The following is a 12,278-nucleotide window of genomic DNA, read 5'->3' on the forward strand; positions in this document are numbered from 1 at the left end:
TTTTGTTGCTGGCGGGCGGGTTTGGCATTCTGTTGCGTGGCGGCGGCGACTTGCGGATGTTCGGCAATGCCGCAGCGCTGATCGGGGCCGGGATGCTATGTGGCGGCGGCACAGTCGAGCTGGTGTCGAACCATCCGCAGATCGCGGGTCAGGTGCTGAGTGTTCTGGGCGGGCTGATCATGGCCGGGGCGACACTTGCCTTTGTCCGTGATTTGGTGCGCGCGCCGTTCGTCACCGGGGCGGTGGCACTGATGGGGCTGGCGATGCATGTCGGCGGGCTAGGGTATCTGATTGCCGACAACGGGGTGTCGGGCCTGCCGGTGAGCCTGTTCTATCTCTATACGGCGGGTTTGCTGGTGGCGGGCGGATGGCTGCTGGACGTGCGGCTGATCACGGCGCTGGCCATAGTTCCCTTTGCCCAGATGCTGGATACCGGCACCTTTTACTTCCACGCGGCCTATGTGTTCTATTCGCCGGAATCGACGCTTTCGATCCTGCAAATGGCGGTGTTGTTGGCGGCCTGTCTCTGGGTGGCAGGGCGATACAGTGAGCGCAGCGCGCGGCACGCGCGCATCCTGGCGGTGCTGGGCTTTGTCGTGGCCAACCTCTGTGCGCTGGTTGGCTCGCTCTGGGGCGATGTGGTGGGCGAGACGGTATGGGGTCCGGCAGAGCCGCAGGTCTGGACCGAAGGCGCCTGGGATGCCTATTCCAAGGCCCGCGATGCCTATCGCGAAACCGCCGTGGTCATTTCCGACGGCGTCTATTCGGTGCTCTGGGCGGCGGCGCTGGTGACGCTGCTGTTCTGGTCAGCGCATCGCGGCAACCGGGGGCTGTTCAACGCCTCGCTCGTGTTCGGGGTGATCCACGCCTATACTCAGATGTTCGAAAGTTTTGGTGACGAGCCGCTGGCCTATGTCATCGGCGGGCTGGCCCTGATCCCGATCGCCTGGGGCATGTGGCGGTTTGATCGCTGGATCAAGGCCCAGGCCGTCGGCCCGACCGCCTAGACCAGCAACACCCGGTCGGCAGGCCGGTCAATTGAACCGAAAAGTGTGCAACAGCTGGCGTCAAATCGCCCTGCGCCCGAAGCTCGGACAAAACCGGGCTTTCCTGCGTTCAGCGCTTACCTAGGCTGAAAGGGCCAGACTGGCGCGGCGGCCAAGGTCGCGCCAGCCGGTATTAAGGCCTATTTCGCTTCAACGCTGTGCCTCGGCCCGCAGCTTGTCCATCAGCGTCTGCAAAGTCTGGACATAGAGCGCGCCGGTCAGTTGCCCGTTCTCGTCGAACTGGTTGGAACTGTCGGCCAGATGCACCTCGGGGCCTGTCACAAGGCGCGGCTGGAACGGCACCATGAAGCCGCGCAAAACGGCCTGCGCGCGCTCGCCCCCGGCCCGGCCACCTGCCGCTGACATCACAGCAACCGGCTTGTCAGCCCAAGGCTTGCCGCTGGTCCGACTAACCCAGTCGAGCGCATTCTTCAGCGCGCCGGACGGCCCCTTGTTGTATTCCGGCGTCGAGATGATCACCGCATCCGCAGCAGCGATCTGATCGGCGAGGCGCTGCACAACCTCGGGAATGCCGTCGGCGGCTTCGTTGTCGCCATCGTAGAGAGGCAGGTTCAGATCGGCCTCGGTATAGGTCGCGGGTCCGAACAGACGCGCCGCTTCGCGCAGCAGCTTGCGGTTGGTAGAGGCGGCGCGCAAGGCGCCACTGAGGCCCAGCAGGGTGAGGTCGGTCATCGGGTTCTCCTGTTTCTGCGTCCCCTTTTACCTAGAGGGCAATCCCGCCGATCCAAACCCCTGACCCCGCGCAAGCGTTGTTCAAATATGCAGGGGTCCGTGGGCGCGATCGGCCTTGGCTCAGCCGACGATGATCACCTGCCCGGTCAATGCACCCTCGACGCTTTTGGCAAAGGCCCGACCCATCCGACCGGCGGCCGCCGGTTCATGGCCGGGAAACCACGAGCCATAGCGCGGGACAAAGACGCGACTCCAGATCAGGTGGCTTCTGCGGACTGGTGAAATCACCGGTGCAAACGCAAAACCCCGCGCCATGCAGGGCGCGGGGTCTGCCTACTCGGGCTGTTGCCCCGATCAGTTGCGCGGGATCACCACGATTTCGACGCGTCGGTTCTGGGCCTTGCCCTCGGGCGTCAGGTTCGAAGCGATCGGGCTGTTCTCGCCCATGCCCAGGGTCGAGATCCGGTCATAGGTCACACCGCCCGCCTGCAGGATGTCGGCCACAGCACCCGCGCGCCGCTCCGACAGGCCCTGGTTATAGGCGGCCTCGCCGTCGCTATCGGTATGGCCGATGACCTGCACCGTCGATTTCGGATAGCGGACCAGATGCGCCGCGACCTTTTGCAGATCCGACCGCAGAGCCGGACGCACTGTGGCGCTGTCGGTGTCAAAGGTAATGTCGTTCGGCACGCTCACAACCAAACGGTCGCCTGTATTGGTGATGGTGATGCCGTCATTGGCCAGTTCCTGCCGCAGTTCGGCGGCCTGCTTGTCCAGCTGGTTGCCGATCAGACCGCCGCCCGCGGCCCCGATGGCCGCACCGGCCAGTGCACCCAGGCCCGGATTGGAATCGTTGGCGATGGCACCGACGCCGGCCCCGAGAATGCCGCCGATCAACGCGCCTTGCTTGGCCTGCCGATTAGGGTCGGTATTGGTGCTGAGCGAGGCCGGGTCTGTGCAGGCGCCCAGCGCCAGAACGGCCACCAGTCCGGTGGCGAGTGTAAGCTTTGTCTTGGTCATGGGTTCACTTTCTGCTCCTGGTCCCGCTTTCCGCGAGATTTGTTGCTTTTGTCCAAGTATATCACTGGGCGGGGCACTACAAACAAGCAACAAAGCGGTGAAATCTGCGGTTCCTTGCGCATCGCCCTACCGCACGCTGGCCGTGGCGGCCTCGTCCCAGCCACTGTGTTCCTGCCAAAGCTGGCGCAGGGCCGTCGCCTGCGGGGCAAAGCTGTCGGGCAGAAGGTCGCAGGCCCAGATCCGGTCAGTACGGAAATGGCGAAACCCCTGCCGCAATTCGCACCAGCCTGCCACCATAGTGCAATCGAGGTGATAGATCAGCCCGACCGGGCGCAGCACACGCAGCGTCTGGGCACCCTCGCCGCTGCGATATTCGATCCTGATCTTGCGCGCCTCGCGCACCGCGCTGCGCAACAGCGCGATGGGGGTGCATCCCTGCCCGGGATCGTCGGCGGGCGCCCCCCAGGGCGCCACCCGCAACCAGTCAGCCGGATCGTGCAGCGCGTCGATCTTGGCGCAGACCCGCTGGGCGGCCTGTTGCAGGGCGCTGTCGCCGGTGCGCGCCAGCATCGACAGACCGACGCGCAGCGCCTCGACCTCTTCCTGATCGAAGTTGAGCGGTGGCAGGTCATAGCCACCGCGCATGACATAGCCCAGACCCGCCGCGCCCTCGATCGGGGTGCGCATGGCCTGAAGTGCGGCGATGTCGCGATAGACGGTGCGTGCCGAGACCTCGAGCCGCGCGGCCAGATTCTCGGCTGTGATGGGCACGGTGGCGGCCCGCAGGATCTGAATGATTTCGAACAAACGGGTGGAACGGCGCATGAGACCCTCTGACTTGCTGCTGACAGCCTAGCACATCCCCCTGACAACGGGGTGTCAGCAGGCTTCGCGTTCAATGATCTCCACACCGGCAGTTACAGGAGACCGACCATGCCAAGCCGCGACAACCACGTGCTGATGGCCCTTCGACCGGAGCGTTGGAGCAAGCCCAAAACGCTGCGCAATTGGGAGATCGAGAGAGAACTTGCCGCCCGCCGCGAGGCACCGCCAAGGCGGCTGCACCAGTTGCGCTGGATGGCGGCGCGCTGGCGCTAGGCCTCGCTGCGGGCCGCTTCCCAGGCCAGCATGGCGCGTTTCACCGGCAGGCCCCAGTGATAGCCGCCCAGGCCGCCGGATTTGCGCAGGGCGCGGTGGCAGGGGATCAGCCAACTGACCGGGTTGCGCCCCACCGCCGTGCCCACCGCGCGTACCGCGCGCGGTTGGCCGATGGACTGGGCCAGTTCGCCATAGGTGGTGACCTGCCCCGAGGGGATGCGCAAGAGGGCTTCCCAGACCTTGATCTGCAAGGGCGCGCCGATCAGGTAGAGCGGCACCGGCTCCAGCCGGTCGCTGGCGGCGCCAAAGGCGCTGAGTGCCCAGGGGCGCAGGCGCATCGGGTCTTCGACGAAGGTGGCCTGTGGCCAGCGCGACAACAGGTCCGCCATCGTGGCCTTGGCCCCCGCCTCGGCGGCAAAGCCGATGCCGCAGATGCCGCGCTCGGTTCCCATGACCAGTGCGGGGCCAAAGGGGCTTTCGAACCAGCCCCAGTAGATGGTCAGGTCCGCGCCCTTGCGGGCATAATCGCCGGGGCTCATCGCCTCCCACCGGACGAAGAGGTCGTGCAGCCGCCCGGTGCCCGAAAGCCCGACATTCTGGGCCGCCTCCAACAGGGTGAAACGTTCCTCGAGCAGCGCCTTGGCATGGCCCAGCGTCAGGTATTGCTGGTACTTCTTAGGCGAGACCCCGACCCAGCGGGAAAAGATGCGCTGGAAATGCGCGGGGCTCATGTTCATCCGGGCTGCAAGATCGTCCAGCGACATGGTCTCGCCGCCTGCGTCGATCAGCTCGATCGCGCGACGGATAACGCCATAGTGATAACCCTCGTCTGCGGTCTGAACGTTCATGTCGCACCTCTTTGTCTGATCGGAGAGTAGCGCGCGGGCGCCGTTGCCGCGACCCGGAACCTGCGCAAACATTTTTCAACTGAGTTGGCGACTTGCTGTATCTGGTCCGATGCTGTTGGCATGACACATGAACCCGATCAGCTTTTTCAGGCGGTACAGGCCACGCGGCCCCTGCTTCGCAACATCACGGCAGCAGTGGAGCGGGGGAGCTTGCGCGAGGGTCTAACGGCGGGGCAGCGTGCCATCCTCGATGGACTGTCGCCGGCCCCCAGCGACACGGCGCCACAACTGGGCACGGCGTTACAGATGAAGCGGCAATATATCTCGCGCATCCTGCAAGAGGTACAGCGCTTGGGCCTGATCGAACGGCGCGCAAATACTGACCACGCACGGTCCCCTCGCTATTGGCTGACACCGAGGGGTGACACCATCATCACCGCGACCCGGGCTGACGAGATGGCCCGGCTGGCCCGGCTTTCGCAAGACTTCTCCCCCGCCGAACTTGCCACCTATCACAAGGTGCAGCTTGCCCTGACACGGTTCTTTGCAGACTTGGCCAAGAAGGTCTGACATGCCCGTTCTCTGGACTATCGCTGTTGGGCTATCTCGATCGCAAGAACCACATCATCGTCGACGCCGGGGCGGAACTGAGCCTGCGAATCCAGGGAAAGCTCTGACGCGCCTTTCGAACCGGCCGCCGTCACCCTTTCGAGGAAGAGGGCGGTGGTTCGGTCATTGACGGTTTGAAGCGGGGAGAGAGGCTTTCTGCTCCGTCGGAGATATGCCCATGTTCGACCTTCCTTTCCAAACTCAGTCGGCAACGCAGACAACAGGTTTGCCGCCAAGCTTCCTGACCGTTTTCTGCAGATCAAGACTTGCCGTTTGCGCTCAAGACGGCTTGCAATGCGCCCGCGGCTCTCATGTCCGGGCAGGCACACCCCAAGGTACTGGCGCGGTTTTCCACGCTGGCCGAGGCCATGCAGGGGGCAATCGTTCACACCGAAGATATCACCCCTCATGACGCGCCGCGCATCCTGGCGATCCTCAATCGGGAGGGCCACCTCGTTCTGGCCGGAGCAACAAGTGATGGCGGGAGACCGAGCGGCGCATCGTGGCTTACTTCCGGAAACGTCGCATCGGCCGAAATCGGATCAACACCCGATACCGCCGTCGCGACGTCGGGCGTGCGTCTCTGCTCGCGTGTGCCGCCAGCGCCCCGTGTCCGGCGCATGCCCAGTACCGCGCCCCCCTAGGGGCGGCACTCTGGGAGCCGAGCCTGTCGGACAAGATCGGTTCCTGGCAACAGTGCTCGCGCATTGTTTGTATTGGAAATCTCGGCGCTGCTTTCCTGTCCCGGGCCTTCGTGACGTAGCTCTCAGGTTCTTCACGATCATCGTCGCTTCTCGCCATAGGTAATGGCGTTCGCCATAGAACCTCTACGTTCCACGCCTAGGCGGAAACCTGATGTGCACCAACGCCGCCATGCGGACGATTTCGGAGCTGTCCTTGTCGTTGCCAACTGCGGATGGTTTGATCGTGGCCCAGCGCCAAGAAATCGCCTTGCCCGCCCCAACCAAGTTTCCACTCACAGCGCCTACTCTGGCGATCCGGTAAAAGCGAGGTTCTCTGCCATCTGTTCGTCTAGTTCCAATAGATGACGGCGGGCGTTGGCGTGGGTGTGTTCGGCACGGCGCTGTGCGTCGGACAGCGCCGACAGTACGGCGCGCCCGCCGAAATGGGTTATGAAACGGCTGTAGCGCCCCCCGAATTCGGACAGCAACGAATCCTCGGCGGACAAGATCGCCTCGGTGCTGCCCGGGTCGCCCTGCCTGCCTGCGCGGCCCGAGAGCTGGCGGTCGATCCGACGGGAACTATGCTTCTCGGTCATGATGACATGCAGCCCGCCCGCCTTGCGCGCCTCGGCATCCAGAATGATGTCGGTACCGCGCCCGGCCATGTTGGTGGCGACGGTCACCGCGCCGGCCCGGCCCGCCTCGGCGACGATGGCCGCCTCGTCTGCGTCCTGCGCAGCGCTGAGGACCCTGTGCTCTACCCCGAGCGCGTGCAGCGCGGCACTTGCAGCCTCAGAGGCGGCGACGGTTCGGGTGCCGATCAGCACCGGGCGGCCTCGGGCCGATAGCTCTTTGGCGCGCTTGGCGACGCGTGCCCACTTGGTCGCGGCACGAGCCGAAACCAGGGTTTTCCAAGTCCGGCGGCGTGAACGCTTGTTCGTGGGGATCCGCACCACTGGCAGGTCATAAACCGACCAGAATTCGTCGGCCGCCTCGGTCGCGGTACCGGTCATGCCGCCAAGGTGGATGTAGCGGCGAAAGAAGCGCTGGAACGTGATCTGAGCGAGCGTGACGCGACGCGTGGTGATTTCCACGCCCTCCTTGGCCTCGACCGCCTGGTGCAGCCCCGCCGACCATGAGCGATCGGGCATGATGCGCCCGGTATATTCATCGACGATCTCGACCTTGCCGTCGCGCAGGATGTAATGTTCGTCACGCCTTCGCAGGTGAATGGCGCTGAGCGCGGTGCGCACCGCGTCCTCGCGGATCGGCGCTGGTTGCCATGCGGAGGGCATCCGACTGGCTTGATCCGCTAACCTGTCGCACCCCTTTCGGCCCAGTTCGACCGTATGGCGCAGCCGGTCGATGCGATAATCGCGCCCCTCTTTCATCTCGGCGGCAATGGCGTGGGCGGCACGGGCCGCTTCGGCCTCGGTCTCTGCATCCGCCGGGGGGACAGACAGGATCAGCGGCGTGCGCGCCTCATCGATCATCACGCTGTCGACCTCGTCCACGATGGCGAATTGCAAGCCGGGCAACAGCAGGCCGGTCCCCTCGAAATACGCGCGTGTGCGCAGGCCGATATCCCCTGACCGCCCGCCCATCGCGACACGGTCGCGCAGAAAGGTGAAAGCAACCTCCTTGCCTGAGGCATAAACGATGTCGGCGGCAAAGGCCGTGCGACGGTCATCTGGCGTACAGCCTGGCTCGATCGCAGCGCAGGTCAGGCCCAATCGGGTATAGAGGCGCTGCATGGTCTCGGCATCGCGACCCGCGAGGTAGTCGTTTGCGGTAATGACATGCACGCGCCGACCGGCCAATGCGGCAGCTCCCGCAGCAAGGGTGATCGCAAGTGTCTTGCCTTCACCGGTCTGCATCTCCGCCACGGCGCCGTTCAACACCGCGCGTGCGCCAAGGATCTGGGTCACATAGTGGCGCTGACCAAGTTCGCGCCCCGCACATTCGCGGATCAGCGCGAAACTTCGGGCCAACAGCGCCTCGCCCGGATGGGCGCGCGCCGCGCGCAGGTCGTGAGCCGCCCGGCGCACTTCGTCGTGGAGCTCACCATCGGACAATTCTGCAAACCTCTTACCGCGGCGCAGGACGCGCCAGGCGAAAAACCTTGTCGGCCGGGCGCGTCGGCGACGCCGTGGAAGGAGGGTGTATTTCTCGATCCAACGGTCGAGCTTGGACTTCGCCGGTTCGACGGGCGCGCGGGGATAAAAAGCGCCTGCTGCCTGTCCGGGGAAAGTATCAGACATTGAGGTCTCGCAAGAAAATCTGCCGCACCGCTCGCAGCATTTGTGCCCCCAAGGGCGCAGAACCATGGTCGAAGCGCACCGAAACCCGTTCACCGAGCGCTGTCAGCGGGCGCCCGTCCATTGGCTCGACGTCCATGACAAAGATGGTTCCGACAGGGGTCAAGGGCTTGTCAGCCGTCGGATCGACGGGGATCGGACCACCTGCCTCGGTCGCCAAAGCTGCACTTGGCAGGACCGGGACAGCAGCGGGGGTGCCGCGGGTCAGTACCGCTGGCACCGGGTCCATGGGCGCGCTGGTCAGGCGCATCTGCACCGCCTCGATGCTGCGACGCACCAGATCGATCTTGGCCTCGGGTATGACCACCCTGACAACACCCGTCTGAGATCCGATAACCCAAGCCAGTTCTTCGCCCTTGCGGACATAGCGCCCCACAAGATCGTCGCCCGCCGGCAGCAGCAGCGTACCGGCCACTGACGCGGTCACGATCTGCTCGCCCCGCCGCTCGACCGCCAGCGCATGCTCTTCTTCGGCAAGCGCCAGTTCCTGTGCAACCATGTCGGCCCGCACCCTGTCGCTGGCCAGCGCATTGAAACGGCGCAACCTCAGTTCCTCGATCCGGGCCTCCATCTGCCGCACGCGAGCGTCCAGCAGAGGGTCGCTCACGCGCAGGATCGGATCCCCTGTCTCTACCGGATCACCGGGGCGCGCCAACAGTTCCTCGACAAATCCTTCCGCGCCGCTCAATGCCCGCGCGGCCTCTGGCGCGCGGATCACGCCGCTGACGATAGTGGCTGAGGGCACGGGCTGAACAAAGAGCGCCCAGACCACCGCCAGCGCCAGCGCCGACGTGACCATTAGTGCGCGGAACCGGTGCCCCTGTAACCGCTGGCTGCCAAGGACAAAGCGGATACCCCGCACCGCGGGGACAATCAGCAGCAGGACACCCGCCCAGAATGCCAGAAGCAGCCCGATCTCGAAGAACATGCCCGCAACCAGCAGCATGATCGTCAGCATGATCATGTACCGATAGACCAGCGAAAGAATTCCGTAGACAGTGAACCAGGTCGCCTCTCCGCGCGCCATAGCGGGCGAAACGGCGTTCTTCATTCCGAAGAGATAGCGCTGTGTCAGGTATTGCAGATGTTGGGTCGAACGGGTGCCGAGGTTCGGGATCTCGATCAGGTCGGCAAGGACATAGTAGCCATCGAAACGCAGCAGCGGGTTGCCGTTGAAGAACACGGTTGAGAGCCCGGCCAACAGCATCACGTTCATCATGGCCGCCCGCAGCAGACCCGGCTCCATCTGCACCCAAAGCAGCGCCGCGCCGCCAGCCAGAAACAGCTCGACCAGGATCCCCGCCGCAGCGACTCCCGCACGCTGCCATTTCGACCGGAACGCCGAGGAGGCCGAGGCGTCCACGTAAGGCACCGGCATGAAGACCAGGAACATGACACCGATCTCGTGCACTTCGCCGCCCCAATGGCGGACTGCATAGGCGTGGCCCAACTCGTGCACCGCCTTGACCAGCGGATAGACCGCGAGGATCAGCAGCAGATTGCCTGCTGTCAGTGCCCGATCGGCAATGTTGGACTGCAGCGCGTCGAGGTTCTGGAGCCCGGCGAACAGGCCCCCACCGACCACCGCCAGCCATACAACCACGCCGAACCAGGAAAAGAACGGCCGCACCAGCCATCCCGTCGCGCGAACGAAATTGTCAGGGTCCAGCACCGGCACCCGGATGGCGAGCGGGTTGCGAAGACTGGCGAGGCGCTTCTTGCGGGTATCGGACCGGCCACGTTGAACGACCTGCTCCATGTCGGGAGGGATCGCGGCGTGCAGCACGTCGGATCGGTGCAGCCGGATCAATAGCTGGATCACCTCGTCCTGTGTTGGCAGGTCGTCACCCAGTGCCTCGGCGGCGGCACGCCAGATCTCTTCCATCGTGCGCCGACCGTTCATCAAGCCGACAAGGCGCCAGGCAGCTTCGGACAGGCGTAGATAGGCGCCGCTGGCGTGATCCTCGACGACGTACCAGACCTCGCCCCGGAACACGGCGCGATGTACCTCGGCATGGGTACGAAGGCGCGGCGTCAGGTCGGCGACGCGATACCAGATCTGGCTGTGTAGCGATCTGCTCATGGCAGCCAGCGCCAGACCGCCATCCGCGCCCAGTTCCGCAGACCATGCGTCCAGATCAAAAGCAGCGAGCGTTCATCCACTGTAACCTTGGCGATTCCCTCCATGCCGGGACGCAGCAGGTCTGTCTGTTCGGACAGTTGCGCATCGACCCGGAACACGTTTCGGCCATCCTCGACCCCGGCGACAGATGTGACACGACCGGTTTCCATTCCGAACGTCTGCCCCGGCAACGCGGTCAGAATAACCTCACCGGCCAGCCCCTGTCCCACCAACGCAAGGTCGCGCTCGTCGACCGACAATACGATACGATAAGCGTCCAGCGGCGCGATCTCGTAGAGCACCTGCCCGCGCGATACCGGCGCGCCAACGGACTGATCCAAATCGCCCGACAGAACCACCCCATCGAACGGAGCGCGCAGTTCGGTTCGGGCAAGACGTTCCTCGAGCAGAGCAATTTCGGCCTCGGCCTGGCTGATCTGGGTGGCGGCAATACCGATGGCGGCACGGTCGCGCTCTGCCAGCGCGGTCTCGTACTCGCGCTGACGCTGGGCACGGACGGTATTCCAGCGCGCGATTTCCAGCCTCAGGTCGCGGTCGTCCAGCGTCGCGAGGATGTCGCCCTCGGCCACGATGTCGCCGGGGATCGCAGCGGCAGACGCGATGTATCCCTCCAGCGGAGACGCGACTACGCGGCGGATCTCGCCCTCGACCCGCGCGCCCGCAGTGATGTGAAAGGGCGCTGCAGTTGTCCAGGCGAACCACAATGCAACGCCCGACAGCAGGATCACCGCCTTCAGCCCCAGCTTGCGGGGGCCGAGGACGGCGGCGCCAATGCGGCCAATCTCTGCCAGCACCTTGACCGGCAGGGCACGATCGTTCAGCCGCTTTTCCTCTAGCACCGGGCCAAGGATACCGGCCACCGCTTCGACAAGGTCGACTTCTTCGTCTCGAAACGGGTTGTTGCCGCCGCGTTCCAACACCATCGCCCCTGTCACTCGGCCATCGCGGCGCAGCAAAACGGTGAGCACAGCGCGGGGAACGCCGGACCGGATCAGCTCCTGATGTGCGGCTGTCAAGGTCAACGTGTCCTCGCCATCCTGCGGCATCCGGATCGCATCACCCTGGTCGATGGCCTCGTCCATCGAGTCGGCGATCCGCTGGACAAGTTCCGAGGACCGCTGGAAACCGCCGCTGTGAGACAACGAGACAACCTTGGACCGTCGGCGGCGACGGCGGCCAAGCGCCACACGGTCGCAGGCGAGCCGATCGCAGAAATCCGTGACTGCCGTGGCGGCAGCGACGGACCAGCGCGGCTCGTCCAGGGTACCCGCCAACAACTCGACGGCGGCGCGTGCCCTGGCCTGGCTCAACGCGCCTTCGTTCAGGTCACGGACCACGAGACGAAGCTCGATGGCCGGAAGCGCCCATTTCACCTCGTCCACCACGCGGCGCAGGTCCAGATCGGCGCGGACGGCAAGCTGGATCGCGACCACGCCGAAGAGCGCGCCGTCGCGCAGCACCGGAACGCCCACCGCACAACAGGTCGCGCCACGTTCCTGAAAACCGCTTTTCACAATCGGCTTGCGTTGCGCGATGGCGAGGTCCACGGCAGAAGCCAGCCCTTCGCCCGGTTCTGCGTCCCTCGGTGCGCGGGCCGCCAGCCGGAATGGCCCTGTGTCGCGCGGGCCAAGCGCCAGTACAACAATGTCGGCGCTCAGGCGCTTGCACAACTGGTCGGTCCAGGCGACCAAGGCCGTCTGCTCATCCGTCTGGGTCGGGGATACCTGCGCAGACTCTTCGGCGCCTTCCACCGGACCAGCCGTCATTTCCAGGTTAGATCGCGTTTCCAAGGCTGTCTCCTTCAGGAACGATCCCGATGT

At 64.9% G+C, this 12,278-nt stretch carries 11 protein-coding genes; 3 read left to right on the forward strand and 8 right to left on the reverse strand.

Annotated features, from left to right (window positions below):
• Window positions 1–1,007, forward strand: a 1,007-nt coding sequence (locus AC2FL1_RS03770; RefSeq protein WP_496876025.1) for a hypothetical protein, incomplete at its 5' end; no start/stop codon positions are given.
• 189 nt (window positions 1,008–1,196) lie between these two features.
• Here the strand turns inward: AC2FL1_RS03770 and AC2FL1_RS03775 are convergent.
• From AC2FL1_RS03775 to AC2FL1_RS03790, 4 genes are all read right to left on the reverse strand, one after another.
• On the reverse strand, window positions 1,197–1,739 hold the full coding sequence (locus tag AC2FL1_RS03775; protein ID WP_496876026.1) for an NADPH-dependent FMN reductase: 543 nt from the start codon (window positions 1,737–1,739) through the stop codon (window positions 1,197–1,199).
• 120 nt (window positions 1,740–1,859) lie between these two features.
• Entirely contained in the window at window positions 1,860–2,054 is a 195-nt protein-coding gene (locus tag AC2FL1_RS03780; protein ID WP_496876027.1) for a hypothetical protein, read from the reverse strand.
• A gap of 39 nt (window positions 2,055–2,093) precedes the next feature.
• Window positions 2,094–2,759, reverse strand: coding sequence for a YiaD family glycine zipper/OmpA-like lipoprotein (locus tag AC2FL1_RS03785; protein WP_496825105.1), 666 nt, complete (start codon window positions 2,757–2,759; stop codon window positions 2,094–2,096).
• A 126-nt stretch (window positions 2,760–2,885) separates the two neighbouring features.
• Window positions 2,886–3,584: a helix-turn-helix transcriptional regulator gene (locus AC2FL1_RS03790; protein WP_496876028.1), complete on the reverse strand. Its 699-nt coding sequence runs from the start codon at window positions 3,582–3,584 to the stop codon at window positions 2,886–2,888.
• Between the two features lie 108 nt (window positions 3,585–3,692).
• Between AC2FL1_RS03790 and AC2FL1_RS03795 the strand changes: the two genes are divergently transcribed.
• Window positions 3,693–3,857 carry a hypothetical protein gene (locus AC2FL1_RS03795; RefSeq protein ID WP_496825107.1) on the forward strand — a complete coding sequence of 55 codons (165 nt, stop codon included), beginning with the start codon at window positions 3,693–3,695 and terminating at the stop codon, window positions 3,855–3,857.
• Here the strand turns inward: AC2FL1_RS03795 and AC2FL1_RS03800 are convergent.
• Window positions 3,854–4,705 (reverse strand): methylated-DNA--[protein]-cysteine S-methyltransferase, encoded by an 852-nt coding sequence (locus tag AC2FL1_RS03800; RefSeq protein WP_496825108.1) that lies wholly within the window; start codon window positions 4,703–4,705, stop codon window positions 3,854–3,856. The two genes, AC2FL1_RS03795 and AC2FL1_RS03800, sit on opposite strands and share 4 nt — an antisense overlap.
• Window positions 4,706–4,825: 120 nt before the next feature.
• Between AC2FL1_RS03800 and AC2FL1_RS03805 the strand changes: the two genes are divergently transcribed.
• Window positions 4,826–5,275, forward strand: coding sequence for a MarR family winged helix-turn-helix transcriptional regulator (locus AC2FL1_RS03805; RefSeq protein WP_496825109.1), 450 nt, complete (start codon window positions 4,826–4,828; stop codon window positions 5,273–5,275).
• 1,024 nt (window positions 5,276–6,299) lie between these two features.
• Here the strand turns inward: AC2FL1_RS03805 and AC2FL1_RS03810 are convergent.
• From AC2FL1_RS03810 to AC2FL1_RS03820, 3 genes are read right to left on the reverse strand one after another with little or no spacing between them, the layout of a single operon-like run.
• The gene (locus AC2FL1_RS03810; RefSeq protein ID WP_496876029.1) at window positions 6,300–8,258 is read right to left on the reverse strand and encodes a preprotein translocase subunit SecA; all 1,959 of its coding nucleotides are present in this window, start codon (window positions 8,256–8,258) and stop codon (window positions 6,300–6,302) included.
• A complete protein-coding gene (locus AC2FL1_RS03815; protein WP_496876030.1) occupies window positions 8,251–10,398 on the reverse strand; it encodes a peptidase M50 in 2,148 nt (715 codons plus the stop codon). The genes AC2FL1_RS03810 and AC2FL1_RS03815 overlap by 8 nt, the downstream gene beginning before the upstream one ends.
• A complete protein-coding gene (locus tag AC2FL1_RS03820; protein ID WP_496876031.1) occupies window positions 10,395–12,248 on the reverse strand; it encodes a GAF domain-containing protein in 1,854 nt (617 codons plus the stop codon). Before AC2FL1_RS03820 ends, AC2FL1_RS03815 begins: the two co-directional genes overlap by 4 nt.
• Window positions 12,249–12,278: the final 30 nt, after the last annotated feature.

Source organism: Ruegeria sp. YKSF070, from assembly GCF_059612725.1.